The 23,206-nt window shown below is 68.5% G+C and carries 29 protein-coding genes; 20 read left to right on the forward strand and 9 right to left on the reverse strand.

All coding sequences use genetic code 11. The features are described 5' to 3' along the window. Window positions 1–407: 407 nt before the first annotated feature. Together ACZ5MJ_RS18710 and ACZ5MJ_RS18715 are read right to left on the reverse strand one after the other, a co-directional pair. Window positions 408–1,100: a GntR family transcriptional regulator gene (locus ACZ5MJ_RS18710; protein ID WP_464221379.1), complete on the reverse strand. Its 693-nt coding sequence runs from the start codon at window positions 1,098–1,100 to the stop codon at window positions 408–410. Window positions 1,101–1,147: 47 nt separating this feature from the next. Then, entirely contained in the window at window positions 1,148–2,539 is a 1,392-nt protein-coding gene (locus tag ACZ5MJ_RS18715) for a C4-dicarboxylate transporter DctA (protein WP_464221380.1), read from the reverse strand. A gap of 426 nt (window positions 2,540–2,965) precedes the next feature. Between ACZ5MJ_RS18715 and ACZ5MJ_RS18720 the strand changes: the two genes are divergently transcribed. Both ACZ5MJ_RS18720 and ACZ5MJ_RS18725 read left to right on the forward strand, forming a co-directional pair. After that, window positions 2,966–4,222 carry an allantoate amidohydrolase gene (locus tag ACZ5MJ_RS18720; RefSeq protein ID WP_464221381.1) on the forward strand — a complete coding sequence of 419 codons (1,257 nt, stop codon included), beginning with the start codon at window positions 2,966–2,968 and terminating at the stop codon, window positions 4,220–4,222. A gap of 52 nt (window positions 4,223–4,274) precedes the next feature. After that, window positions 4,275–5,543: a M20/M25/M40 family metallo-hydrolase gene (locus ACZ5MJ_RS18725; protein WP_464221382.1), complete on the forward strand. Its 1,269-nt coding sequence runs from the start codon at window positions 4,275–4,277 to the stop codon at window positions 5,541–5,543. An 89-nt stretch (window positions 5,544–5,632) separates the two neighbouring features. Here the strand turns inward: ACZ5MJ_RS18725 and ACZ5MJ_RS18730 are convergent, their stop codons facing one another. From ACZ5MJ_RS18730 to ACZ5MJ_RS18740, 3 genes are all read right to left on the reverse strand, one after another. Further along, window positions 5,633–5,923, reverse strand: a complete 291-nt coding sequence (locus ACZ5MJ_RS18730; protein ID WP_464221383.1) for a type II toxin-antitoxin system RelE/ParE family toxin — start codon at window positions 5,921–5,923, stop codon at window positions 5,633–5,635. Further along, window positions 5,920–6,204, reverse strand: coding sequence for an antitoxin of toxin-antitoxin stability system (locus ACZ5MJ_RS18735; protein WP_464221384.1), 285 nt, complete (start codon window positions 6,202–6,204; stop codon window positions 5,920–5,922). Before ACZ5MJ_RS18735 ends, ACZ5MJ_RS18730 begins: the two co-directional genes overlap by 4 nt. Before the next feature lie 97 nt (window positions 6,205–6,301). Continuing rightward, window positions 6,302–6,886: an N-acetyltransferase family protein gene (locus ACZ5MJ_RS18740; protein WP_464221385.1), complete on the reverse strand. Its 585-nt coding sequence runs from the start codon at window positions 6,884–6,886 to the stop codon at window positions 6,302–6,304. Window positions 6,887–7,059: 173 nt separating this feature from the next. Between ACZ5MJ_RS18740 and arsC the strand changes: the two genes are divergently transcribed. Then, complete coding sequence (arsC, locus tag ACZ5MJ_RS18745) at window positions 7,060–7,419, forward strand: arsenate reductase (glutaredoxin) (RefSeq protein ID WP_464221386.1); 360 nt, start codon at window positions 7,060–7,062, stop codon at window positions 7,417–7,419. Between the two features lie 89 nt (window positions 7,420–7,508). Here arsC and ACZ5MJ_RS18750 read toward each other — a convergent pair whose 3' ends face one another. From ACZ5MJ_RS18750 to ACZ5MJ_RS18760, 3 genes are all read right to left on the reverse strand, one after another. Then, entirely contained in the window at window positions 7,509–7,736 is a 228-nt protein-coding gene (locus ACZ5MJ_RS18750; protein ID WP_111521305.1) for a hypothetical protein, read from the reverse strand. A gap of 205 nt (window positions 7,737–7,941) precedes the next feature. Continuing rightward, entirely contained in the window at window positions 7,942–8,598 is a 657-nt protein-coding gene (locus ACZ5MJ_RS18755; RefSeq protein ID WP_464221387.1) for a 3'-5' exonuclease family protein, read from the reverse strand. A gap of 4 nt (window positions 8,599–8,602) precedes the next feature. Then, a complete protein-coding gene (locus tag ACZ5MJ_RS18760; protein ID WP_464221388.1) occupies window positions 8,603–9,253 on the reverse strand; it encodes an MBL fold metallo-hydrolase in 651 nt (216 codons plus the stop codon). Window positions 9,254–9,547: 294 nt separating this feature from the next. On the opposite strand from ACZ5MJ_RS18760, the gene ACZ5MJ_RS18765 reads away from it, so the two are divergent. Next, a complete protein-coding gene (locus ACZ5MJ_RS18765) occupies window positions 9,548–10,300 on the forward strand; it encodes a septal ring lytic transglycosylase RlpA family protein (RefSeq protein ID WP_464221389.1) in 753 nt (250 codons plus the stop codon). A gap of 87 nt (window positions 10,301–10,387) precedes the next feature. On the opposite strand, the gene rsmI is transcribed toward ACZ5MJ_RS18765, so the two are convergent. Continuing rightward, complete coding sequence (gene rsmI, locus ACZ5MJ_RS18770; RefSeq protein WP_464221391.1) at window positions 10,388–11,296, reverse strand: 16S rRNA (cytidine(1402)-2'-O)-methyltransferase; 909 nt, start codon at window positions 11,294–11,296, stop codon at window positions 10,388–10,390. An 18-nt stretch (window positions 11,297–11,314) separates the two neighbouring features. Between rsmI and ACZ5MJ_RS18775 the strand changes: the two genes are divergently transcribed. From ACZ5MJ_RS18775 to ACZ5MJ_RS18850, 16 genes are all read left to right on the forward strand, one after another. Beyond that, window positions 11,315–11,725 carry a YraN family protein gene (locus ACZ5MJ_RS18775; protein WP_464221392.1) on the forward strand — a complete coding sequence of 137 codons (411 nt, stop codon included), beginning with the start codon at window positions 11,315–11,317 and terminating at the stop codon, window positions 11,723–11,725. A gap of 64 nt (window positions 11,726–11,789) precedes the next feature. Continuing rightward, window positions 11,790–12,377 carry a phosphoheptose isomerase gene (locus ACZ5MJ_RS18780; RefSeq protein ID WP_464221394.1) on the forward strand — a complete coding sequence of 196 codons (588 nt, stop codon included), beginning with the start codon at window positions 11,790–11,792 and terminating at the stop codon, window positions 12,375–12,377. A 53-nt stretch (window positions 12,378–12,430) separates the two neighbouring features. Continuing rightward, complete coding sequence (locus tag ACZ5MJ_RS18785) at window positions 12,431–13,312, forward strand: BON domain-containing protein (RefSeq protein ID WP_464221396.1); 882 nt, start codon at window positions 12,431–12,433, stop codon at window positions 13,310–13,312. A gap of 170 nt (window positions 13,313–13,482) precedes the next feature. Then, window positions 13,483–13,875 (forward strand): c-type cytochrome, encoded by a 393-nt coding sequence (locus tag ACZ5MJ_RS18790; RefSeq protein WP_464221398.1) that lies wholly within the window; start codon window positions 13,483–13,485, stop codon window positions 13,873–13,875. A 13-nt stretch (window positions 13,876–13,888) separates the two neighbouring features. Further along, window positions 13,889–15,154, forward strand: coding sequence for an FCSD flavin-binding domain-containing protein (locus ACZ5MJ_RS18795; RefSeq protein ID WP_464221400.1), 1,266 nt, complete (start codon window positions 13,889–13,891; stop codon window positions 15,152–15,154). Window positions 15,155–15,281: 127 nt separating this feature from the next. Continuing rightward, window positions 15,282–16,172, forward strand: a complete 891-nt coding sequence (locus ACZ5MJ_RS18800) for an EamA family transporter (protein WP_464221402.1) — start codon at window positions 15,282–15,284, stop codon at window positions 16,170–16,172. 48 nt (window positions 16,173–16,220) lie between these two features. Next, window positions 16,221–16,640 carry an ArsR/SmtB family transcription factor gene (locus ACZ5MJ_RS18805; protein WP_464221404.1) on the forward strand — a complete coding sequence of 140 codons (420 nt, stop codon included), beginning with the start codon at window positions 16,221–16,223 and terminating at the stop codon, window positions 16,638–16,640. A gap of 107 nt (window positions 16,641–16,747) precedes the next feature. After that, on the forward strand, window positions 16,748–18,097 hold the full coding sequence (soxC, locus tag ACZ5MJ_RS18810) for a sulfite dehydrogenase (RefSeq protein WP_464221405.1): 1,350 nt from the start codon (window positions 16,748–16,750) through the stop codon (window positions 18,095–18,097). After that, window positions 18,081–19,118, forward strand: a complete 1,038-nt coding sequence (locus ACZ5MJ_RS18815; RefSeq protein WP_464221406.1) for a c-type cytochrome — start codon at window positions 18,081–18,083, stop codon at window positions 19,116–19,118. The genes soxC and ACZ5MJ_RS18815 overlap by 17 nt, the downstream gene beginning before the upstream one ends. A 117-nt stretch (window positions 19,119–19,235) precedes the next feature. Next, window positions 19,236–19,562 (forward strand): c-type cytochrome, encoded by a 327-nt coding sequence (locus tag ACZ5MJ_RS18820; RefSeq protein ID WP_464221407.1) that lies wholly within the window; start codon window positions 19,236–19,238, stop codon window positions 19,560–19,562. Window positions 19,563–19,717: 155 nt separating this feature from the next. Next, on the forward strand, window positions 19,718–20,173 hold the full coding sequence (gene soxY, locus ACZ5MJ_RS18825; RefSeq protein ID WP_464221409.1) for a thiosulfate oxidation carrier protein SoxY: 456 nt from the start codon (window positions 19,718–19,720) through the stop codon (window positions 20,171–20,173). Between the two features lie 49 nt (window positions 20,174–20,222). Further along, window positions 20,223–20,534 (forward strand): thiosulfate oxidation carrier complex protein SoxZ, encoded by a 312-nt coding sequence (gene soxZ / locus ACZ5MJ_RS18830; RefSeq protein WP_432258580.1) that lies wholly within the window; start codon window positions 20,223–20,225, stop codon window positions 20,532–20,534. Window positions 20,535–20,638: 104 nt separating this feature from the next. After that, window positions 20,639–21,100 carry a DsrE family protein gene (locus ACZ5MJ_RS18835; RefSeq protein ID WP_464221411.1) on the forward strand — a complete coding sequence of 154 codons (462 nt, stop codon included), beginning with the start codon at window positions 20,639–20,641 and terminating at the stop codon, window positions 21,098–21,100. A gap of 73 nt (window positions 21,101–21,173) precedes the next feature. After that, entirely contained in the window at window positions 21,174–22,001 is an 828-nt protein-coding gene (gene soxA, locus ACZ5MJ_RS18840; protein WP_464221413.1) for a sulfur oxidation c-type cytochrome SoxA, read from the forward strand. A gap of 19 nt (window positions 22,002–22,020) precedes the next feature. Continuing rightward, entirely contained in the window at window positions 22,021–22,683 is a 663-nt protein-coding gene (soxX, locus tag ACZ5MJ_RS18845) for a sulfur oxidation c-type cytochrome SoxX (RefSeq protein WP_464221415.1), read from the forward strand. A 5-nt stretch (window positions 22,684–22,688) separates the two neighbouring features. Continuing rightward, the gene (locus ACZ5MJ_RS18850) at window positions 22,689–23,195 is read left to right on the forward strand and encodes a TlpA disulfide reductase family protein (RefSeq protein ID WP_464221417.1); all 507 of its coding nucleotides are present in this window, start codon (window positions 22,689–22,691) and stop codon (window positions 23,193–23,195) included. Window positions 23,196–23,206: the final 11 nt, after the last annotated feature.

Here is a 23,206-nt window from a genome sequence, read left to right on the forward strand (position 1 = left end):
ATGCTGCGGCGCCGGCCTCTGGCTTGGGCCCCTGGCATCCTAACCTGAAGCCGGGATTCGATTTCGCGTACCGCCGGCAATGCCGGGCGACGCAGCCGCAACAACAGGCCGTGCCGTGAGCGCCGCCGGGTGCTGCAAATAGCTGGCGGGGAAGGGAAAACGGATGCCGGACGGCGTTGCGGCCAAGGCCGGGCAGGGTGCCATTCCGCGGCGCAAAACCCAGTCCTCGGAAAAAAGAAAGCCCGCACACCGTTGCAGCGTGCGGGCAGCCTTCCGTCGATGAGGTGCCGGAAGGCGGAGTGCTCATGAAGTGCGCCCCCGCGTCTTCATGGCGGGGTCCAGTGTGCGCGTGGGCCGCACGGAACGCTTTGACTCACGTCAAGCGGGGCCGTGAACAGACCCTGGGCCTAGGCCAGCAGCGCCGTGACCAGGTCCTTGCCGCGCGACACCGGCGCGGTTTCCTCAAAATGCAGTGCGCCTTCCACATGGCCCAGATGGTCCACCATCAGCCTGACGGCGAGCTCGACATCGCCGGCCCGGGCGGCCTCGATGAATTCGCGGTGTTCGTCCGACGAGCAGGCCGCGTCGCGCCGCGACTGGTACAGCATGGTGATGACCGCGCTGCGCGCCGACAGCTCGCGCATCATCTCGGTCAGCACGCCATTGCCGACCACTTCGGCCAGCACGATATGGAAGTCACCCAGCAGCCGCGTGCGCACCTGGGCGTCGCTGCCCGCCAGCGACTTGCGCTCGGCCGCCAGGTGGCGGTCGATGCGCTTGTAGTCGGCGGCGGTCGCCTTGGCCACGAACTCGCGCGCCAGCGCCGCTTCCAGGATGCGGCGCACCGCGAAGACCTCGCGCGCCTCTTCGGCGCTGGGCTTGGCCACGAAGGCGCCCTTGTCCGGCACGATCTGGATGACCTTGTCCTTGGACAGCATCAGCAGCGCCGCGCGCACCTTGGTGCGGCTGACGCGGTAGACACTGGCCAGGGCCTCCTCGCGCAGCTTGGTGCCGGGCGGCAGGCGGTGCGAAACGATGGCCGCGACAATGTCTTCGGCGATCGCTTCGGCGGTCATGGCAGGATCGATATGCTCAGGCATGGCAGCGCACTTGCGCAGAGGCTGCGCGGTTGGGGAGATGCGTGATTCTATCGCCCCGGCACGGCGACGGGAGAACCGGCGCCCGCGCCGTCTTCCGCCAGCGCGGCCAGGCCGGAGTCGAGGTCGGTCGCCTCGATGGTGCCATTGAGCACGCCATGCGCCCGTTCGCGGTCGATATCCTTCTCCCAGGCCGCCACCACCACGGTGGCCACGCAGTTGCCGATCAGGTTGCCCAGCGCGCGGGCGATGCCGATGAACCAGTCCACCGACAGCACCAGCACCAGCCCGATCGCGGGAATGGCCGGGTGTGCGGACAGCGTCGCGGCCAGGATCACGATGGCCGAACCGGGAATGCCGTGCGCGCCCTTGGAGGTGACCAGCGCCACCGCCAGGATGCCGAGGAGGTCCGGCAGCGACAGCGGGGTGTTGGTTGCCTGGGCAATGAACACGGCCGCGAGCGTCAGGTAGATCGAGAAGGCGTCAAGGTTGAACGAATAGCCGGTCGGGATTACCAGGCCCACCACAGATTTCTTGATGCCCATGAACTCGAGCTTCTTCATCACCTGTGGCAGCACGCTATCGGAAGATGCCGTGCCCAGCACCACCAGCAGCTCGGCGCGCAGGTAGCGGATCAGCTTGATCACCGAGAAGCCGCACACCCGCATGATGGTGCCGAGGACCACCAGCACGAACAGGGCTACCGCGCCATAGAACAGCATGACCAGGAAGCCGAGCTGCTTGAGCGAACCGATGCCGTACTTGCCCACCGTGAACGCCACCGCGCCCAGCACCCCGATCGGCGCGAGCTTGATGATGAAGCCCATCATCTTGAACATGGTGTGCGAGAAGTTGTCGATCAGCCTGACCAGCGGTTGCGCCGGCTCGCCCACCAGCGACAGCGCGCAGCCGAACAGGACCGAGACCAGCAGCACCTGGAGCACGTCGCCGCTGGCGAACGCGCCCATGATCGTGTTGGGGATCAGCTTGAGCAGGAAGTCGGCCGTGCCCGAGCTCTTCACCTTGGTGGCGTTCTCGATATAGCCGGCGATGGCCGAGGCATCGAGCGAGCGCGGGTCCACATTCATGCCGGTGCCCGGATGGAACACGTATGCGAGCAGGATGCCCAGCGCCAGCGCGATGGTGGTGACGATCTCGAAGTACACCACCGCCTTGAGGCCGACGCGGCCGACCTTCTTCAGCTCGCCGGCGCCGCAGATGCCGGCAACCACCACGCAGAAGACGATAGGGCCGATCAGCATCTTGACCAGCTTGATAAAGGCGTCGCCCAGCGGCTTGAGCTTGGCGGCGAATTCGGGGAAGAACAGGCCAAGTAGCGTGCCGATCACCAGGGCGATCAGCACCTGACCGAACAGGGAGCGGGTGAAGCGGGTGTGCAGGCGAGCGCCGGGGCTGGGCTGCGAGGGTACTGCGTGCTGCATGGTTGTCTCCGTACCGGGCCGGTCCGGCGCCTGTGCATTGGCTGGCGCTGGCTGGCCCATCTGATCCAGGAATCACCGGCGGCCCCGTACTGCTCTACTGGCGGGTGGCTGCCGGCCTTACGTTCCTTGCGGGGCTTCCGGGTCGGGAGCACGCCACTTCGCGGACAGCGCCCCCTGTTGAGGCGGAATCCACGCAATCGAATGTCCGGACCGGATTGTCCGCAGAAGATTGTCTGAACGTGGAAGCGAATATAGTGCATATCATTTTTGTATGCAATTTTTGAATTCACTGTGCTAACATAAATCGCACAGAATAGAGCTTCGGCCCGGGCACCCCGCCCGCGCCGGCAGGCCTCCGGCAGACGCCGGCGGGCCTTGCCGGACCACCCGCCGCGGCGTTCACGCACTTCCAGCAGGAGACAACGCATGGCAGCAAATCCGTCGCCGTCCGCCGCAGAGACTGGCACGCGCATCATGGCCTGGGCCGACGCCCTGGCCGTCCACACCGAGCAGCCCGGCATGCTCACCCGCACTTACCTGACCGAGGCCCACCACGGCGCCGCCGCGCAACTGACCGAGTGGATGCAGCAGGCCGGCATGACGGTGCGGCGCGACGCGGCGGGCAACGTGATCGGCCGCTACGAGGGCACCACGCCGGACGCGCCGGCGCTGCTGACAGGTTCGCACTTCGACACCGTGCGCGACGGCGGCCGCTATGACGGCAACCTGGGCGTGATCCTGCCGACCGCCTGCGTGGCCGAATGGAACCGCCAGGGCAAGCGCTTCCCGTTTGCGATCGAGGTGGTCGGCTTTGCCGAGGAAGAGGGCGTGCGCTTCAAGGCCACGCTGCTGGGCAGCCGCGCCATCGCCGGCACCTTCGACAACAACGTGCTGGACAACCTCGACGACAGCGGCAAGACCATGCGCGAGGTGATGCGCGAGGCTGGCTTCGACGCCGCCGCCTTGCCCGCCGCCAAACATGACCGCAGCAAGGTCGCGGCCTTCATCGAAGTCCATATCGAACAAGGCCCGGTGCTGCTCAACGAGAACCTGCCGGTAGGCGTGGTGACCGCCATCTCCGGCGCCACGCGCTTTATCGTCGAGCTCGAAGGCCTGGCCGGCCATGCCGGCACCGTGCCGATGGACATGCGCCGTGATGCGGCCATGGCCGGCGCCGAGATCGGCCTGTATATCGAGAAGCGCTGCGGCGGCAAGCCGGGCCTGGTCGGCACGGTCGGCCAGTTCAACGTGCCCAACGGCGCCACCAACGTGGTGCCCGGCCGCGCCGTGTTCTCCATCGACATCCGCGCCGGCGTCGACGCCGAGCGCGAGGCCGCCGTCAACGACGTGCTGGCCGAGATCGAGCGCGTCTGCGCGCGCCGCAACGTGCACTCGCAGATCCGCAAGACCCACGAGGCAAACAGCGTGCCATGCGCCCCGTGGCTGCAAGAGCAATGGGCCGCCGCCATTGCCCGCCAGGGCGTGCCGGTGCGCCACCTGCCGTCGGGCGCCGGCCACGACGCCATGGCCATTGCCGCCATCGCCGACGTCGCCATGCTGTTTGTGCGCTGCGGCAACGGCGGCATCAGCCACCATCCCACCGAAACCATGACCGCCGAGGATGCAGCCCTGTCCGCGCGCGTGTTCAGCGATTTCGTCGAGCACTTCCGGCTGCCGCAATAAGCCCGCCCCGGAAGCCCCACCCGAACCCCCTCAGTAGTTACGAGAACCAGTCATGACCGCACGAGACAATATGAACCCCACTGAAACCACGCTGACGCAGTTCATCGACCAGCACCGTCCGCAACAGGAAGCCTTCCTGGCCGAACTGGTCAAGGTGCCCTCGGACAACCCCGCAGGCGACTGCGACGCCCACGGCAAGCGCGCCAAGGAGCTGCTGGAGGGCCTGGGCTTTACGGTGGAAGCGCACAAGGTGCCGGACGAGCTGGTGAAGGCCGCCGGCATGATCAGCGCCACCAACCTGATCGTGCGCAAGCAGTTCGGCACGGGCGGCCCGACCATCGCCATGAACGCCCACGGCGACGTGGTGCCCCCGGGCCTGGGCTGGACCAAGGACCCGTACGGCGGCGAAGTGGCTGACAGCGAGCACGGCCCCGTCATGTACGGCCGCGGCGTGGCGGTGTCCAAGTCGGACTTCGCCACCTACACCTACGCGGTGCTGGCGCTGATGGAAGCCGAGAAGCAGGGCGCCAGGATCAACGGCGCGGTTGAACTGCAGTTCACCTACGACGAGGAAACCGGCGGCGACATCGGTCCCAAGTTCCTGCTCGACAACAACCTGAGCAAGGCCGACTACGCCATCTCGGCCGGCTTCTCGTACGGCATCACCTCGTCGCACAACGGCTGCCTGCACGTCGAAGTGACGGTCAAGGGCAAGCAGGGCCATGCCGCCATGCCGCACACGGGCGTGGACGCGATCGAAGCCGCCACCCACATCCTGCAAGCCATCTATGGCCTGCGCGCCGAACTAGCCACGCGCAAGTCCAAGGTGCCGGGCATCGACACCGCCACGCTGAACGTCGGCCTGATCAAGGGCGGCATCAACACCAACGTGGTGCCTGACCTGGTGACGTTCCGCGTCGACCGCCGCATGATCCCCGAGGAAATCGGCTTCGACGCTGAAGGCGAGCTCCGCGCCGTGGTGGAAAAGGCCGCCAAGGACCGCCCGGGCATCGAGGTGAAGGTCGAGCGCATCATCCTGGCCGAGCCGCTGTCGGAACTGCCGGGCGTGGAGAAGCTGATCGGCGCCCTGAAGAGCCGTGCCGAGTCCGTGTTCGGCGTGGAGATCCCGGTGCAGGGCGTGCCGCTGTACACCGACGCCCGCCACTACACCAAGCGCGGCATCCCGACCGTGCTGTACGGCGCCGGCCCGCGCACGCTGATGGAAGCCCGCGGCCACAACTCGGATGAGAACCTGCGCCTGAACGACCTGAACCGTGCGACCAAGGTGGTGGCACTGGCGCTGTCGGACCTGATGAAGTAAGGCCTCGGCGCCGGCACGCGCCGGGCTTTGCTGGGCAAGACGCCACGGAGGACTCCGTGGCGTTTTTGTTTTGGCGGGCTGCTGTTCCGCTACTCCGGATGCTCGACCGGCGCCCAACAGCGCGACGTATGTACCAACGCGAGCACCAGCACCGTATCGCCTTCGATCTCGTAGATCAGGCGACAGTGTTCGTGGACCACGAATTCGCGAGTGCCTTGCACGCTGCCAGCTGGCGCCAAGACGGGGAACGCGCACAAGCGCTCCGCTGCCTGGAGAAATCGTTCATCCAGGCGAGCAGCCGCTTCGAGGTCATCCTGGGCGATGAACTCGAAGATGCGTGTGCGATCGCGCCGTGCCAGTGCTGTCCAGACAGCCCTCAAGCGCGCCGTCGGGCCGCAGCGCGCCAGGCTGCAAACTCGGCTTCGACCTGTTCCCCGGGAATGCCGCCCGCCTCGCGCATCGACGCGCGGGAAGCTTCAACCTTGCTGTGCAGGAATGCCTCGTAGTCGCGCGTCTTGCTGCTGCGATCGAGGTACTCGCGCACCAGGTCCTGGAAGGCTTCTGACGCAGTACGCCCCTGTGCCGTTGCCTTGGCGATGAACGCGTCACGCAGCTGGGCATCCAGCGTGACCGTGAGTTTGGCTTCTTCCGACACAAGCATGTCCAAGGTCCTTGTAATGACGGAGTATAGGCATTGTCGATACCAGGACACCTGCGTGCCTATGGGACACGTCTGAACTTGCCGCAGCCGATTCCGCCTACTCCGGCAACGTCGCCGCCCCCGCCCCCAGCACACGCTGCATCAGCACCGTATCGATCCACTGCCCGTGCTTGAACCCCACCGCCTCGAGCCGGCCGACGGTGCGGAAGCCCAGCCGTTCATGCACGGCCAGGGAGCCCGCGCCTTCACCGCCGGCGGTGCAGGCGACCACCGCGACCATCTGGCGCCAGGGACCGGTCTCGCAGCGGGCGACCAGCTCGGCCAGCAGGGCCTGGCCCAGGCCCTCGCCGACGCGGCGGTGGTCGATATAGATCGAATCCTCGATGGCAAAACGGTAGGCGCTGCGCGCACGGTAGGCCGACGCATAGGCGTAGCCCAGCACCTCGCCGTCGCGCTCGGCGACGAGGTAGGGCAGGCCCTTGCGGTGCACCTCGGCAAAGCGCAGCTGCATCTCGTCGACGCTCGGCGGCACTTCCTCGAACGAGGCGCGGCCGTGCAGCACGTGGTGCGCGTAGATGGCGTGGATGGCAGGGACGTCGGCGGGGGTGGCGTCGCGCAGGGTGAAGGGTTTGCGCATGGCGGCGCCGGACGGCGCGGCGGCGGTAAGGGTGGTGGAGGTCATCGGGAATGGTGCCCTATGCAAGGACTTGGGGCAACGCAGGATGCGTGCCGGGCACATGCACCAGCGTGATGCTGCGCGAGGCCCGGTGTCTTGTATATAGTGCGGATTGATTTGCACCGCATTAGTGCCAACGCCCCGGGGCGGGGCACGACAACGACAAGAAAGGACCTGCCATGATCACCATCTACCACAACCCCCGCTGCTCCAAGTCGCGCGAGACGCTTGCCCTGGTCCAGGCCGCTGCCGAGCGGCTGGGCGAACCGGTGGAAATCGTGGAATACCTGAAGCAGCCGCCGTCGCTGTCGACGCTGCGCCAGCTGCACACCCTGCTGGGCGTGCCGGTGCGCGAGATGCTGCGCGCGAACGAAGCGCCGTATGCCGAGCTGGGCCTGGACGATCCCGGCCTGACCGAGGCCGAACTGCTGGCAGCCGTGGCCGACAACCCGATCCTGCTGCAGCGCCCGGTGGTAGTGCGCAACCGCCGTGCCGCGATCGGCCGCCCGCCCGAGAACGTGGCGCCACTGCTGGCCTGAGCCAGCCTGGCCCGGCCCGAAATAGAACCGGCCCCCACGGTGAGTGGGGGCCGGCCGGTGCTTGAGGCAAACAGCTTCAGGCGGGTCGTCTAATGAACACCCAGCCAGTGCATGGCCTCCTGACCGAAAGCGATGGCCGCCAGCACCACCAGTAGTACCACCAGCGTCACGGTGCTGATGTATAGCGTGGCCTTGGCGACTTCGGCGTCCTCATCCGAGGTGTGGCGATGGGTAATGGGCGTGGCGTCCCGCGTGGCATGCGGCCAATGGATCCGGCCGGCCAGGTCGCGCAAGTGTAGGTCGGTGGGAAAACGCATGATCGACACCTCCTCGGCAGGCGCCGCGCGGTCCGGGCAATATGGCTCAAGCGGTATATGGCGTGGTTGCGCAAGTGCGCCGGATAGTCATGGCTCGTTTCGCCCGGTACGCCGTATCCGCTTCTACTATAGCCGGGCTGGCGACAGTTGCGAGCGCCGGTCTGCAAGGTACGTGCCGCCACGGCTGATGCGCCGCAGCAAGGATTCATGCCTGCCCGGGCGGAGGTGAGGACTCGCTAGCATCCGTCGCGACGCCAGGCGCCATGGCGGCCAGCGCGGCTTCGCGCTCGCGCAGCGCGGCCAGCATGTTGCAGAACAGCGCACCCTGTTCGAGCGCATCGTCCAGTGCCACATGGGTGTGCGGCAGCGGATCCATCCATTCGGCCGGGAGCGCCGCCTTGACGGTCTTGCGGTAGGGGCGCCCGGTCAGCGCAAAACCCAGCGTCTTGATGTCGAGCGCGGCCCAGCCAAAGGGCGAGCGCCCGGCAAACCGCATCATGTACCAGAACATCCAGGTGAAATCGAAGCCCGCCGGAAAGGCGACGAAGACCGGCTTGCCGGGCAGGCGCTCGACCCATTCGACATAGCGCACCATGGCGTCCTCGGGCCGCTGCAGGTCGCGCCGGCAGGCGCTCCAGGCTTCGGGCTGCGTTTGCCACCACTGCATCTGCACTGGGTGGCCGGCGGCGCCGGGCAGGGTTTCGAGGTTGGCCGAGAAGGTGCCGACCACGGTCTTGTCCGCCAGCATGGCCGCCGACGCGAACGACAGCATCGAGTGCGGGCCCGGGATCGGGCCGTCGGCCTCCACGTCGGTGCTGACGTAGATTTCCGGACGGGTGTCGGGCGCCTGTCGCTTGGCCATGGCCTCAGCCCGCGTCGATCAGGTGGTCGGCCACGAACGGGTTGTTGCGGCGTTCCTCGCCGAAGGTCGAGACCGGACCGTGGCCCGGAATAAAGGTCACATCCTCGCCCAGCGGCCACAGCCGCGTGCGGATCGAACGGATCAGGTCGGCATGGTTGCCGCGCGGGAAGTCAGTGCGGCCGATCGAGCCGGCGAACAGCACGTCGCCCACCACCGCCAGGCGGTTGGCGCGCGAGAAGAACACCACGTGGCCAGGCGTATGGCCGGGGCAGTGGTAGACCTCCAGGATCTCGTTGCCGAACTGCACGGTGTCGCCGTTCTCCAGCCAGCGGTCGGGCTCGAAGCTCTCGGCCTGGCCGAAGCCGAAGCGGCGCGTCTGCTCGGGCAGTTGCTCGATCCAGAAGCGCTCGTCCTGTTGCGGGCCTTCGATCGGGATGCCCAGTTCGCGCGACAGCGCCGCGGCGCCGGCGCAATGGTCGACGTGGCCATGCGTGAGAAAGATCTTCTCCAGCGTCACGCCTTGCTCTTTCACGGCCTCGCGGATGCGGTCGAGATCGCCGCCGGGATCGCAGACCGCGGCGCGGCCAGTGCTTTCATCGATCAACAGCGAACAGTTCTGCTGGAAGGGCGTGACGGGTATGAGCAGGGCTTTCATGGACAGATTCTTATGGTCCGTGCGCGGCGGCCGAGGCGGTCTTCGGCGGGGCAGGCAGACGGGTCGCACGGTCGGCGGCGGGTGCCCAGCATTGTAGCGCCAGGGCCGTTCAAGACGGCCCTGGCTCACCGCATGTGCCTCAAGGGATACTCGTTTCAAACGACGGGGCTGGGCCGCGAATCCGTTGCCACAAGCGGGCTTCCGGGCAATTAGGCCACGATCGTGCGAAATCGTACAGATTTCGTAACAAAATGAAAGGGATAGTTGTAAAGAGTCAATGTTAGACTGCCGCCCATGCTCAGGATCTCCGCTCTCATCAAGCGCTGGCAACAGCTGGCCAAGCTCGGCGCATGCACCGCATGCGCCGTGGTGCTGGCTGCTTGTGCCACGCCGCCGGAAAGCGGCAATGCCGGCAACGACGCAGCCGGTGCCGTGCCGACGCGCGCCGCAAAGAACGGCAAGTCGCGCGCCGACGCCGATAAATCCGCGCGCGCTCCGGATAGCGGCAGCGGCAGCTGGAGCCTGTTCGGCTATGACCCGGACGAAGGCCGCAGCGGCAGTTCGCTCGATGGCCTGCGCGCCGACATGGGTACGTTCGAGCAGCGTGGCGTCGCTTCCTGGTACGGCAAGGGCTTCCACGGCCGCAAGACCGCCAACGGCGAACGCTTCGACATGCGCGCCATGACCGCCGCCCATCCGTCGCTGCCGCTGGATAGCTGGGTGCTGGTGCGCAACCTGCGCAACAACAAGGTGGCCGTACTGCGCATCAACGACCGCGGGCCTTACCACGGTAACCGTGTGCTGGACGTGTCCTACGGCGCCGCGCGCCGCCTGGGCTTTGTCGATCGCGGCGCGACGAATGTCGAAATCCGCCGCCTGACGCGCACCGAAGTGGCCGCGCTGGGTCCGCAGGTTGATGCCGGCGGCACCGAAGCCGGCGACGGCAGCGGCGACGACGACGTGTCTGTGCCGGAACTGGCCAACTCGCTCGCGCCTGCCAAGGCGCGCAAGGCCAGCGGCAAGACGGTCAAGCGCAAGCGCCACTGACGCGAGCAGCGCCGCCGCATGCCGCCGCGCGCTGACACCTCTCCCTTACGTTTCTCTCCCCAGGCCCGCATCCCCGCGCGGGCCGCGTCAGTCCTCTGCCTGACCGGCGCGCTGCGCCAATGCCAGTTGATAGAGCGCATCGGTGCCCGCACCGGTGATCGCAGCCGCCAGCTTGGCGGCACGCTTGGCCGGCAACTCGGCCAGCAGCAGCGCCAGCACGCGCTGTGCTTCGGCATCCGGCAGGCCATCCGCGGCGGCCGCGCTGCCGGCGCCTTCCACCACCAGCACGAACTCGCCCTTGGCCCGGTTCGGGTCGGCCGCCAGCCAGGCCGGCGCCTGTGCCACCGGCAGCACCGCAATGTCCTCGAACAGCTTGGTCAGCTCGCGCCCGACCAGCAGCCGGCGCTCGCCCGGCAGGCCGGCAGCCAGCGCGGCCAGGGTGTCGGCGATGCGGTGCGGCGCCTCGTAGCAGACCCAGGCGTGGTCCAGCGCGGCCAGGCGGGCGATCGCCTCGATGCGCGCCTTGGGCTTGCTGGGCAGGAATCCGACAAAGGTGAAGCGGCCCTCGCCGACATCGAGCATGTCGCCCGCGACCGACAGCGCCGCCACCGCCGCGCTGGGACCGGGCAGGGGCACCACCGGATGGCCGGCGGCGCGCACCGCCTCGACCAGCCGTGCGCCCGGGTCCGAGATGCCCGGCGTGCCGGCGTCGGAGACGTAGGCGATACGCTCGCCCGCGGCCAGGCGCGTGGCGATGCGGCCCGCGGCCTCGCGCTCGTTGTGCTCGTGCACGGCCACCAGCGGCCGCTGCAGGCCCACGCGCGACAGCAGCTGGCCGGTATTGCGGGTGTCCTCGCAGGCCACGGCGTCGGCCAGGCCGAGCACATGCAGCGCGCGCAGCGACAGGTCGGCGACATTGCCGATGGGCGTGGCCACGACGTAAAGGGTGCCGGCCGGGTAGGACTGGCTTGCCGCCAGGGAGATCCAGTCACTCATGCTTGAGAACTTCCGTTGATGCGATCATTCAAATCCACCACGCAGGTGCCAACCAGGCAGGTGCAAAGCCGGCAGGTACGCGGTGCGCAGGCAGAGGACCGGGCCCTGGCACACCTGCGGCGCCAGGGCCTGGAGCCCGTGGTTCGCAATTATCGCTGCAAAGGCGGCGAGATCGACCTGGTCATGCGCGCGCCGGACGGCACGCTGGTGTTCGTCGAGGTGCGCCAGCGCAGCGGCCGGGGCTTCGGCGGCGCCGCCGCCAGCGTCACGCCGGCCAAGCAGCGGCGCGTGCTGCTGGCGGCGGCGCACTACCTGGCCACGCTGGCCAGGGTGCCGCCGTGCCGCTTCGACGTGGTGGCGCTGGAACCCGGCCGGCTGGACTGGCTGCAGCATGCGTTTGACCTGGATGCCGCCGGGGCTGGTTCATAATGCGCGGCAGACCCTTTACCGGCGATCCACGGATCGCCACGGCAACAACAAGGCCCCCAGAGCCATGAGTATCGACAGTATCCAGCAACAGTTTCTAGACAGCGCCGAGACCAAGCGGCAGGCCGCTGCGGTGATGGCCCCCTATATCGACATCGCGGTGGAGCGCATGGTCGGCGCGCTGACCAGCGGCAACAAGATCCTGGCCTGCGGCAATGGCGGGTCGGCGGCGGATGCGCAGCACTTTGCCGCCGAACTGGTCGGGCGCTTCGAGCGCGAGCGCCCAGGCCTGGCCGCGATCGCGCTGACCACCGACAGCTCGATCCTGACTGCGATCGGCAACGACTATGACTTCAGCAAGGTGTTTTCCAAGCAGGTCGAGGCCCTCGGCCAGCCTGGCGACATCCTGCTGGCGCTGTCCACCTCGGGCAACTCGGCCAACGTGATCGCCGCCATCGCGGCCGCGCGCCAGCGCGAGATGGCCGTGATTGCGCTGACCGGCAAGGGCGGCGGGGCCGTCGCCGGCCTGCTCGACGAATTCGATATCCACCTGTGCGTGCCGAGCGAACGCACCGCGCGCATCCAGGAGGTGCACCTGCTGACCCTGCATTGCCTGTGCGACGGCATCGACGAGGCACTGCTCGGGGAAGCCTGAGCCTGGCCATTCCCCATCCTCCATTCCCAACATCCAGCCACAGCAAGGACCGCATGACGAATCTGCCCACTACGCAAGCCTCCCGGAACGGCGCCGGCGCGCGCCATCCTTCCGCGACGTCCACCACCTCCGCCGGCTTCGGCCTGGGCCGCGCCAGCCTGGCCGCGGCGGCCGTGCTGGTGTGCGCCACCCAGCTCGCCGGCTGCTTCCCCGTGATTGCCGGCGCCATGGGGACCGGCGTGGCCATGGCCACCGACCGCCGCCCCGCGGCCACCCAGACCGTTGACCGCGGCCTGCAGCTCGAGGCCGAGAGCACCATCAACTCGCGCTACGACGGCCAGGCCCGCGTCAGCGTGACCGTGTTCAACCGCAAGGTGCTGCTGACCGGCGAAGCCAGCAACGACAACGTCAGGCAGCAGATCGAGCAGTATGTGCGCGGCCTGCAGAATGCGCGCGTGGTGATCAATGAGCTCGAGGTCGTCGACTCGCCGGGCTTCTTGACCAAGAGCCAGGACGCCTACCTGACCAGCAAGGTCAAGACGCTGCTGGTGACTGCCGAAGGCGTGCCGTCCAACTCGATCAAGATCACTACCGAGAAAAGCGTGGTCTACCTGCTGGGCGTGGTCACCAGCGCCGAGGGCGACCGGGCCACGGACGTGGCGCGCAATGCCTCGGGCGTGACCAAGGTGGTCAAGGCCTTCGACTACATCAACGACGCCGAGCGCGCGCGCCTGGACGCGGCCTCGACCTCGCAGAACCCGTCGTTCGACGGCAGCGTCGGCACGCCGGCGCCGGTGCAGTCGGTGCCGGGCGTGGGCGGTCCGGTCGATGCGCCGGCCAATGCCACGCCGGGCACCACGGGGGCCGCCACCGCCCCGGTCTCGGCGCCGGTCACCTCGCCGGTGGCGCTGCCGCCGGGCCGCAACCTGCCCTGAGCGCGCGCCCCCGTTTCGTTTCCCGGGGGCTGTCTCGACGGCGTCCGCGCATGCGGACGCCGTTTGTCTTTCTGCGGATTTCACCGCACACCGCTCCCGCCCGATGTGCTACGGTTGCCACGCCGGCCGCCCCAGCGGCACCCCGCGCCGGCCCCACACGGAGCGAGACCATGACAACCATCCCCCGGGCTGCTGCCGGTTTGCGCAGACCGCTGAGGCTGGCGCTGCTGGCAGCGGCACTGTGCGGCGCCCAGCCGGTGCTGTCGGCGGACCCTGCCCATTCACCTTCCGCGCTCTCCGCGACCGCTGCCCCTGCCACCGATGCCGCGCTGCGCGCGCGCAGCCAGGCCGCCGCCTGCACCAACTGCCACGGCCCCGCCGGGCGGCCGCCGGCAGGCAGCACGATCCCGCCGCTGGCCGGGCGCCCGCAGGCTGAGCTGGCCGCGCAGATGCAGGCCTTCAAGGCCGGCACGCGGCCGGCGACGGTGATGCACCAGATCGCCAGGGGTTACAGCGACGACCAGATCGCCGCGATCACGGCATGGTTCGCCGCCGTGCGCTGACAGGGGGAAAGCCATGCATAGACGAAGCTTCCTGGGCGCCGCCGGCGCCGCAGTACTGGGTTCGGTCGGCGTCAGTGCGGCGCGCGCCGCGGCCCCGGCCAGGGTGGTGGTGGTGGGTGGGGGCTATGGCGGCGCCACCGCCGCGCGCTACCTGCGCGAGTGGAGCGGACAGGCCATCGAGGTGACGCTGGTCGAACCGGACCCGGCCTTTGTGTCCTGCCCGCTGTCGAACCTGGTCATCGGCGGCAGCCGGCAGCTCGGCGACCTCACCGTGCCCTACGACGCGCTGGTGCGCCGCCACGGGGTGCGGCTGGTGCGCGACACCGCCGTCGCCATCGACCCGGCCAGGCGCACCGTGCGCCTCGCGGGCGGCGCCACGTTGCCTTACGACCGCCTGCTGCTGTCGCCCGGCGTCGAGATGATGAGCGATGCGCTCCCCGGCCTGAAGCAGCCCGGCGGCGACCAGATCCTGCACGCCTGGAAGGCCGGTCCCCAGACCGTCGCCCTGCGCCGCCAGCTGGAGGCCATGCCGGATGGCGGCACCTATGCCATCAGCGTGCCGCTGGCGCCTTACCGCTGCCCGCCAGGCCCGTACGAGCGCGCCTGCCAGGTCGCGCACTATTTCAGGCAGCACAAGCCGCGCAGCAAGGTGCTGATCCTGGACGCCAACCCGGACATCACCTCCAAGGCTGGGCTGTTCCGCCAGGCCTGGGCCTCGCAATACCCGGGCATGGTGGAATACCGGCCGCAGCATGAAGCGGTCGATGTCGACCCGGCCACGCGCACGCTCAAGTTCGAGGTACAGGACGATGTGCGCGCCGACGTGCTCAACGTGCTGCCGCCGCAGCGCGCCGGCGCCATCGCCGTGTCGGCCGGGCTGGCCACGGCCAACGCCAGGTGGTGCGAGGTGGACTTCCTCAGCTTCGAGTCGCGCGCCGCGGCCAATATCCATGTGATCGGCGACGCCATCCAGATCGCGCCGCTGATGCCCAAGTCCGGCCATATGGCCAACCAGCACGGCAAGGTCGCGGCGGCGGCCCTGGTGGCGCTGCTGTCGGGCCGCGCGCCGGACCCGGAGCCGCTGTACAACAACACCTGCTACAGCTTCACCTCCGACCGCGAGGCGGTGCACGTGGCCAGCGTGCATCGCTATGACGCGGCGCAGAAGACCATGGTCACGGTGCCGGGCTCGGGCGGGCTGTCGCCGGCGCCGACGGCGTTGGAAGCCGACTACGCGCTGGCGTGGGCAAAGGGGATCTGGGCGGAGATGCTGGGATAGGCGGCAGCGCCGCGAGGGCGGCGCGGGGCTGCCCGTACAAAACCGCAGGAACGTGCAATATCCCGCGGACCGGCGCTGCTACCCTAGGCACTTCCGACTGACTGCCCAGCCCGCCCGAGCAACGCCCATGCAAGCCAGAGACCGTCTCCTCGCCCTCGCCATCGTCTGCGTTTGGGGCGTCAACTTCGTTGTCATCAAGGTCGGGCTGGCGGGTGTGCCGCCGATGCTGCTGGGGGCGCTGCGCTTCCTGCTGGTGGCGTTCCCGGCCATCTTCTTCGTGCCGCGCCCGCGCGTGCCCTGGCGGCTGTTGCTGGCCTACGGCGCCACCATCAGCCTGGGCCAGTTCGCCTTCCTGTTCTATGCCATGGCGGTCGGCATGCCGGCCGGACTGGCCTCGCTGGTGCTGCAGTCGCAGGCCTTCTTCACGCTGACCATTGCCGCGCTGTGGCTGGGCGAGCCGGTGCGCTGGCACAACATCGCGGGCATGGCGGTGGCGGCGGGCGGCCTGGCGCTGATCGGCGCCGGCGCTGGCGGCACCGGGGGCATGAGCGTGGCGGGCTTCGTGCTGACGCTGTGCGCCGCGTTCTGCTGGGCCAGCGGCAATATCGTCAGCAAGAAGATCGGCCCGGTGGATTTGCTGGGGCTGGTGATCTGGGGGGCGCTGATCCCGATCGTGCCGTTCGCGCTGCTGTCGCTGTGGGTCGAGGGCCCGGCGCGCATCGTGCAGAGCGTCACCCATGTGTCGGGCATGGCGGTCTTCGCCGTGGCCTACCTGGCCTTCGCGGCGACGGTGTTCGGCTACACCATGTGGGGCCGGCTGCTGACGCGCTACCCGGCCAGCCAGGTGGCGCCGCTGACGCTGCTGGTGCCGGTGGTGGGCCTGGTGTCGGCGCACGTGCTGCTGGGCGAGGACCTGTCCGGCGCGCAGTGGGCAGGCGCCGCGGTGGTGATGGCCGGGCTGCTGCTCAACGTGTTTGGCCAGCGCCTGTGGGCAGGCAGGGCGCTGGCGCGCCGCTGATCCGGACGCACAGCATTATGCTGTGCCGCATCAGTGGGTAAACACTATATGCGCATTCACGCATATACGAATATATTGGACGGCATGGAAGAGCTGGATCGCGTATTCGAAAAGGTATCGGGCTACTTCAGCCTGTTGGCGGAGCCGACGCGGCTGAAGATCCTGCACGCCTTGTGCGATGGCGAGAAGCCGGTCAGCACGGTGGTCGAGACGGTGGGTTCGTCGCAGACCAATGTGTCGCGGCATCTCAACGCGATGTACCGCTCGGGCGTGCTGTCGCGCCGCAAGGAGGCGAACCTGGTGTTCTACGCCATTGCGGACGAAAGCGTGATCGAGCTGTGCCGCACGGTCTGCGTGCAGGTGGCAAGCCGGCTGGAGGACAGCGCCTTGCCCTCCGGCGTGGTCGACCGCTTCATGGCACAGCCGGCACCGGAGCCGCCGGCGCGCAAGCGCCGCACGGCCAGCTAGCGCTTCCGGCAGCAAGCGGATGGCCGCTGCACCCGTTGCAGCGCCCCGTACAACAGGCACGCCGGGCGATCCGACCGATCGTGGCGAGCGCGCCGGAGGAGACCGACTTGCAGGAACGGAACCGACCCGGGCGCATCGTGTCCGCGCCCGAGCACTTCGTCAGCGCATCGCTGCAGCAAGACATCGGCCGGCACGGCCTGGACGCGCCGCGGCGCGACTTCCTGCGCAAGAGCTTCCTGGGCGCGGCGGCGGGGCTTGCCGCCGTCACGGCAGGCCGGCACGCGCTGGCGGCGGAGGGCGATCCCGCCATCCTGCAGCCGCAGTCCTGGGCCACCTCGCTGGGCCAGCCGGTGGCGGCGCGCCCCTACGGCCAGCCCTCGGAGCATGAGAAAAACCTGGTGCGGCGCGAGTCGCCGGGCCTGACGCGCGTCTCCGCCGCATCGGTGGCCTTTGCCCCGCTGCAGGGCTTCTTCGGCATCATCACTCCCAACGGCCTGCATTTCGAGCGCCACCACCAGGGCTGGCACGATATCGACCCGGCCCGCCACCGCCTGATGATCAACGGCCTGGTGCGCACGCCGCGCGTCTACACCATGGACGACCTGATGCGCCTGCCGGCGGTGTCGCGCATGCATTTCATCGAATGCGGCGCCAATACCGGCATGGAGTGGGGCAACGTGGCCGTGCCCACGGTGCAGTATACCCACGGCATGCTGTCGTGCTGCGAGTTCACCGGGGTGCCGCTGCGGGTGCTGCTGGACGACGCCGGCGCCGACCTGCGCCGCGGTCGCTACCTGCTGGCCGAAGGCGGCGACGGCTCGTCGATGACGCGCACCATCCCGATGGAGCTGGCCGACGAGATCATCGTCGCCTGGGGCATGAACGGCGAGATGCTGCGCCCGGAGAACGGCTATCCGTTACGGCTGGTGGTGCCGGGCGTGCAGGGGGTGTCGTGGGTCAAGTGGCTGCGCCGGCTGGAGCTGGGCGACCAGCCCTGGAACGCCAAGGACGAGACCATCCATTACGTGGACATGATGCCGGACGGCAGGCTGCGCCAGTACACCTCGATCCAGGAGTGCAAGTCGGTCATCACCACGCCCTCGGGCGGGCAGCAACTGGTGGGCAAGGGCTTCTACAACATCAGCGGGCTGGCCTGGTCGGGGCGTGGGCGCATCAGGCGGGTCGATGTCTCGACCGACGGCGGGCGCAACTGGCGCACCGCGCGGCTGGAGGCGCCGGTGCTGTCCAAGTGCCTGACGCGCTTCAACCTGGACTGGGTCTGGGATGGCGGTCCGGCCATCCTGCAGAGCCGGGCCATTGACGAGACCGGCTACGTGCAGCCGATGCTGCCGCAGTTGCGCGCGGTGCGCGGCACGCGCTCGATCTATCACAACAACGCCATCCAGAGCTGGCAGGTGGCGGCAGGCGGCGAGGTGTCCAATGTCCATGTGGGCTGAGTTCAGGACCGCCGCCGCCCTGGTGCTGGCCGCCGGCTGCGCCATCCCCGCGTGGGCCGGCACGGCCGAGGCGCGTGCGGCACTTGGGCGCACGGCCACGCCCGCGGAAGTCGCCGCGTGGGACATCGACGTGCGCCCCGACTTCCAGGGCCTGCCCAGGGGCAGCGGCTCGGTGGCGCAGGGGCAGAAGATCTGGGACGGCAAGTGCGCGTCGTGCCACGGCGACTTCGGCGAATCCAACGAGGTGTTCTCGCCGCTGGTCGGCGGCACCACGGCCGAGGACATCAAGCGCGGCCGCGTGGCCGCCATGACCGGCAACCAGCCGTACCGGACCACGCTGATGAAGGTCAGCACCGTCAGCACGCTGTGGGACTACATCCATCGCGCCATGCCGTGGAACGCCCCCAAGAGCCTGAGCGTGAACGATGTCTATGCGGTCACCGCCTACCTGCTCAACCTGGGCGAGATCGTGCCGGCGGACTTCACGCTGTCGGACGCCAATATCGCCGAGGTCCAGCGGCGCATGCCCAACCGCGCCGGCATGACCACCGACCACGGCCTGTGGCCGGGGCGCGGCCGGCCGGACACGCGCAACACGGCCTGCATGAAGGACTGCACGGACCGGGTCGCGGTGGTCTCGTCGATCCCGGACTACGCCCGCGATGCCCACGGCAACCTGGCGCAGCAGCAGCGCCCGTTCGGCCCGGTGCGCGGGGTTGGCGCAAGCGGCGTGGCAAACGAAAGTGCCGCATCGGTTGCCTCCGCGCCAGCGGTGCCGGGCGCGCGGCTGGCCAGCCAGTATCAGTGCGTGGCCTGCCATGCGATGGACCGCAAGCTGGTAGGGCCGTCGTTCGCCGACATCGCCGGCAAGTACAAGGGCCAGGATGCGCATGCCGCACTGGCGCGCAAGGTCAAGGCGGGCGGGCAGGGCGCATGGGGCAGCGTGCCGATGCCGCCGCAGCCGCAGATCCCGGATTCGGACGTGCAGGCCATGGTGGGCTGGATTCTTGAGGCAAAATAGCGGACTGGCCGTCGCAGTGCCCCCGGGCGGCGGCCAGAGTGCGCCGCGAAGCCACCGCAGTACGGCCCAGCGGCCTTTGCCGTCCCCACGGCTTTACAGAGCTTGGAGAGCTTAACAATGAAGCAGTTTGTCATCGCAGCGCTGATGCTCGGCGCCGCCGCATCGGCCCACGCGGTCGATGCCGCCAAGGCACAGGAAATCGCCAACAAGAACGCCTGTATGGGTTGCCACCAGGTCGACAAGAAGCTGGTCGGCCCTGCCTTCAAGGATGTGGCCGCCAAGTACAAGGGCGACAAGAACGCCCTGGCGACCCTGACCAAGAAGGTCAAGGGCGGTGGCTCGGGCGTCTGGGGCCCGGTGCCGATGCCCGCCAACGCGGCGGTCAGCGACGCCGACCTGAAGACCGTGGTCGAGTGGGTGCTGGCAGGCGCCCCCGCCAAGTAAGACCGACTGCCAGGGCGGGCAGTCCGCCGATGCACCGGGCCGGGCGGTGAACGCCGCGCGGCCAGGGACAACCAGCGGCCGGCCATGTACCGGCCGCATGCAACACCCTGAAGCGGTCCACGACCGACTGGAACGGAGTAGCCGGAGAGCAAGCAATGAATTCCAAACGACGAGAAGTGCTGCGGGTCACCGCTGTCCTGTCGCTGATGGCCGCCACCGGCCTGATCAGCGAAGCGCAGGCGGCCGAGTGGAACAAGACCGCCTTTGACGGCAAGAGCGTTGCCGACGTGATCAAGGCGCTCGGCGGCAACGGCACCGAAAAAAGCACCGCCATCACCTTCACCGCCCCTGATATCGCCGAGAACGGCGCCGTGGTGCCGGTGGCTGTGACCAGCAATATCCCGGATACCGAGCAGATCGCGATCCTGGTCGAAAAGAACCCCAACACCCTGGCCGCCGACTTCGTCATCCCGGCCGGCACCGAGCCGTTCGTCTCCACGCGCGTGAAGATGGGCCAGACCTCGGTGGTGCATGCCGCGGTCAAGGCCGGCGGCAAGTGGTACGTGGCATCGAAGGAAATCAAGGTCACGCTGGGTGGCTGCGGCGGCTGACGCCGCGCCCCGGACCGAGATTTCCGCCAAACTGCAACAGGAGAGACATATGGCAGACCCGATGCGCGTACGCGCCACCGAAAACGGCGGCGTGGTTGACGTCAAGATTCTGATGAAGCATGACATGGAGACCGGCCAGCGCAAGGACGCGTCCGGCAAGGTCGTCCCGGCCTGGCATATCCAGACCGTGACCGCCCAGTGCAAGGGCAAGGAAGTGTTCCGCGCCCAGTTCGGCCCGGCGGTGTCCAAGGACCCGTTCCTGAACTTCAAGTTCAAGGGCGGCGCCAAGGGCGACAAGGTCAGCGTGACCTGGATCGACAACAAGGGCGACAAGCGCACCGACGAAGCGACCATCGCCTGATGCCGCTTGAAGCCGCTTGAAGCCGCTTCGCGGCGGGCAGCGCACGCCGTCCTCTGCTAAGGTTCAGGACGGATGCCGGGACTGGCCCGGCGGGAAGGAACAACATGCGGCGAGCATTTATTCGAGCATCGGCGGCACTGGCCGCCATCGGCCTGAGCGCCAGGGCGGCGGCGCAGGCAGCCCCGTCTGCCGCGCCGGCTGGCAAGGGCGGGCGCGTGAAGGTGGTGTATCAGCTGTCCGAAGGCATCGACCAGGCCGTGCGGGCCATGGGCAACCTGCGCAACCACCTGAACGCCGCGCCGGACACCAGGATCGTGGTGGTGGCGTTCGGTTACGGCGTCGATTTCCTGGTCGAAGGCGCCAAGGATGGGCGCGGCAACACCTTTGACGGCCCGGTCGGCGCGCTGGCCTCGGCCGGGGTTGAGTTCCGCGCGTGCCGCAATACGCTGACCGCGCGCAAGATCCCGGAATCCAGCCTGTTGATGGAAGCCAGGGTAGTGCCGGCCGGCGTGGTCGAGATTGCGCGCCTGCAGGCCGAAGAAGGCTACGCCTATATCAAGCCCTGAGCCGGGCGGCGCAGCTTCCGGCAATACAAGAGAGAACGGCCCGCCATCGTGCGAGGCCGCGAGGAGAAGCCCCATGAACACCATCCGAAGCCTGGGCCGCCGCGCCGCGCTGGCCGCGGCCGCCACCGCGGCAGTGGCCGGTGCTGCCGCCGTGCATGCGCAGGGCAGCACCGCCGACGAAATCGCCAAGTACCGCCAGATGCTGGCCGAAGGCAATCCGGCCGAGCTGTGGGAGGCCGCCGGCGAAGAGCTGTGGAAGAAGCCCGCCGGCCCGAAGAACGCCTCACTGGAACAGTGCGACCTGGGCAAGGGCCCCGGCGTGACCAACGGCGCCTACGCCGAGCTGCCGCGCTACTTCAAGGACACCAACAAGGTGATGGACCTGGAGCAGCGGCTGGCGTATTGCCGCGTGACGCTGCAGGGGCTCACCAAGGAAGAGGCAACGAAGAACCCGTTCTCCTCGTCGGGCAAACCGTCGGATATCGAACGACTGGTGGCCTACCTGACCGCCGAGTCGCGCGGCGTGAAGATGAACGTGCAGCTCAGCCATCCGGACGAGAAGCGCACCTATGCGCTGGGCGAGAAGATGTTCTTCTACCGCGGCGGTGCCTATGACTTTGCCTGCGCCACCTGCCATGCGGTGGACGGCCAGCGCATCCGCCTGCAAGACCTGCCCAACCTGCTGACCGACAAGGGCGCGCAGGCGGCCTACACCACCTGGCCCGCCTACCGCGTCTCGCAGGGCGAGGTCCGCACCATGCAGCACCGCCTGTACGACTGCCTGCGCCAGCAGCGCTTTCCCGAACCCGCGTATGGCTCGGACGTGATCACCGCGCTGACCATGTTCCTGGCGAAGAACGCCAACGGCGGGACCTACGATGGCCCGGCGATGAAGCGCTGACCGGTACGGGAGAAACCACATGCAACGACACCATCAAGCGCTGGCCATCGCGGCCCTGGCCACCCTGCTGGCCACCGGCGCCCACGCGCAGGACAGCACCAGGGCCCGCGCGCCCAAGAGCAAGCCCGCCGCCGTCAGCGACGCCGACATCAAGCACCTGATCGAGGACTCGTTCTCGTCCCGCGGCCCGGCCACGGTCGAGGGCGTGCTGCACCAGGACGGCATGCAGCAGGCCTGCAGCCAGTACCCCGACCGCACCAAGGTCCCGGCCAAGGTGGCGAGGAAGGTCGAGGCCGCCGAGCTCAGGCAGATCAAGTACCCGGCCGACGACAAATGGCTGGGCGACTGGAAGGAAGGCGAGAAGATCGCCCAGAACGGCCGCGGCATGCAGTTCACCGACCAGGTCGGCGGCACCAATGGCGGCAACTGCTACGCCTGCCACCAGATGACCAAGGCCGAGATCTCGTTCGGCAATATCGGCCCGTCGCTGTACCAGTACGGCAAGCTGCGCGGCAACTCGCAGGATGTCATCAAGTACACCTGGGGCAAGATCTGGGACTCCAGCGCCTATGCCGCCTGCTCCAACATGCCGCGCTTCGGCCACAAGGGCATCCTGACCGAGGCCCAGATCCGCGACGTGATGGCGCTGCTGCTCGACCCGGCTTCGCCGGTCAACGAGTAAGCCCGATGCGCGCGCCTGCCGTGCTGCCGCGCTGGCTGCTGGCCTTCAGCCTGGCCGCGAGTCTGGCCGGTGTAGCGTCGAGCGCCGCGGCGCTGGAGGTCGGCGACACCGTGCGCCTGCCTGATGTGCGCACGCTCGACGGCCGCACGCTGAGCGCCGCCTCGCTGGCCGGCAAGCCGCTGGTGGTCGAGTACTGGGCCTCGTGGTGCCCGTTCTGCGCGATGCAGAATCCGCGCCTGCAGAAGCTCCGTGAACGCACGCGCGGCACGCCGCTGCAGGTGCTGGCCATCAGCATCGACCGCGACCCGCACGAAGCCGCCGGGTACATGAAGAAGCACGGCTACACCTTCCCGGCGACGATGGATTCGCCCGCGCTGCAGGCCGTGTTCGGCAAGCGCAAGGGGCTGCCGGAACTGTACGTGATCGACGCGCGCGGCCGCGTGGTGCAGAAGGAAGTGGGCGAAATGCTCGAAGACGAGGTGGCGGCGCTGGAGCGGTACGCGCGGCCATAGCCAGGCGATGG

Source organism: Cupriavidus sp. LA-1, from assembly GCF_055385985.1.

Coding starts and splice junctions, on each gene's coding strand:
- ACZ5MJ_RS18710 (WP_464221379.1), bottom strand. CDS start 1,100: ATGCCTGAGCATATCGATCCTGCCATGACCGCCGAAGCGATCGCCGAA.
- ACZ5MJ_RS18715 (WP_464221380.1), bottom strand. CDS start 2,539: ATGCAGCACGCAGTACCCTCGCAGCCCAGCCCCGGCGCTCGCCTGCAC.
- ACZ5MJ_RS18720 (WP_464221381.1), top strand. CDS start 2,966: ATGGCAGCAAATCCGTCGCCGTCCGCCGCAGAGACTGGCACGCGCATC.
- ACZ5MJ_RS18725 (WP_464221382.1), top strand. CDS start 4,275: ATGACCGCACGAGACAATATGAACCCCACTGAAACCACGCTGACGCAG.
- ACZ5MJ_RS18735 (WP_464221384.1), bottom strand. CDS start 6,204: ATGCTTGTGTCGGAAGAAGCCAAACTCACGGTCACGCTGGATGCCCAG.
- ACZ5MJ_RS18740 (WP_464221385.1), bottom strand. CDS start 6,886: ATGACCTCCACCACCCTTACCGCCGCCGCGCCGTCCGGCGCCGCCATG.
- arsC (WP_464221386.1), top strand. CDS start 7,060: ATGATCACCATCTACCACAACCCCCGCTGCTCCAAGTCGCGCGAGACG.
- ACZ5MJ_RS18750 (WP_111521305.1), bottom strand. CDS start 7,736: ATGCGTTTTCCCACCGACCTACACTTGCGCGACCTGGCCGGCCGGATC.
- ACZ5MJ_RS18755 (WP_464221387.1), bottom strand. CDS start 8,598: ATGGCCAAGCGACAGGCGCCCGACACCCGTCCGGAAATCTACGTCAGC.
- ACZ5MJ_RS18760 (WP_464221388.1), bottom strand. CDS start 9,253: ATGAAAGCCCTGCTCATACCCGTCACGCCCTTCCAGCAGAACTGTTCG.
- ACZ5MJ_RS18765 (WP_464221389.1), top strand. CDS start 9,548: ATGCTCAGGATCTCCGCTCTCATCAAGCGCTGGCAACAGCTGGCCAAG.
- rsmI (WP_464221391.1), bottom strand. CDS start 11,296: ATGAGTGACTGGATCTCCCTGGCGGCAAGCCAGTCCTACCCGGCCGGC.
- ACZ5MJ_RS18775 (WP_464221392.1), top strand. CDS start 11,315: ATGCGATCATTCAAATCCACCACGCAGGTGCCAACCAGGCAGGTGCAA.
- ACZ5MJ_RS18780 (WP_464221394.1), top strand. CDS start 11,790: ATGAGTATCGACAGTATCCAGCAACAGTTTCTAGACAGCGCCGAGACC.
- ACZ5MJ_RS18785 (WP_464221396.1), top strand. CDS start 12,431: ATGACGAATCTGCCCACTACGCAAGCCTCCCGGAACGGCGCCGGCGCG.
- ACZ5MJ_RS18790 (WP_464221398.1), top strand. CDS start 13,483: ATGACAACCATCCCCCGGGCTGCTGCCGGTTTGCGCAGACCGCTGAGG.
- ACZ5MJ_RS18795 (WP_464221400.1), top strand. CDS start 13,889: ATGCATAGACGAAGCTTCCTGGGCGCCGCCGGCGCCGCAGTACTGGGT.
- ACZ5MJ_RS18800 (WP_464221402.1), top strand. CDS start 15,282: ATGCAAGCCAGAGACCGTCTCCTCGCCCTCGCCATCGTCTGCGTTTGG.
- ACZ5MJ_RS18805 (WP_464221404.1), top strand. CDS start 16,221: ATGCGCATTCACGCATATACGAATATATTGGACGGCATGGAAGAGCTG.
- ACZ5MJ_RS18815 (WP_464221406.1), top strand. CDS start 18,081: ATGTCCATGTGGGCTGAGTTCAGGACCGCCGCCGCCCTGGTGCTGGCC.
- ACZ5MJ_RS18820 (WP_464221407.1), top strand. CDS start 19,236: ATGAAGCAGTTTGTCATCGCAGCGCTGATGCTCGGCGCCGCCGCATCG.
- soxY (WP_464221409.1), top strand. CDS start 19,718: ATGAATTCCAAACGACGAGAAGTGCTGCGGGTCACCGCTGTCCTGTCG.
- soxZ (WP_432258580.1), top strand. CDS start 20,223: ATGGCAGACCCGATGCGCGTACGCGCCACCGAAAACGGCGGCGTGGTT.
- ACZ5MJ_RS18835 (WP_464221411.1), top strand. CDS start 20,639: ATGCGGCGAGCATTTATTCGAGCATCGGCGGCACTGGCCGCCATCGGC.
- soxA (WP_464221413.1), top strand. CDS start 21,174: ATGAACACCATCCGAAGCCTGGGCCGCCGCGCCGCGCTGGCCGCGGCC.
- soxX (WP_464221415.1), top strand. CDS start 22,021: ATGCAACGACACCATCAAGCGCTGGCCATCGCGGCCCTGGCCACCCTG.
- ACZ5MJ_RS18850 (WP_464221417.1), top strand. CDS start 22,689: ATGCGCGCGCCTGCCGTGCTGCCGCGCTGGCTGCTGGCCTTCAGCCTG.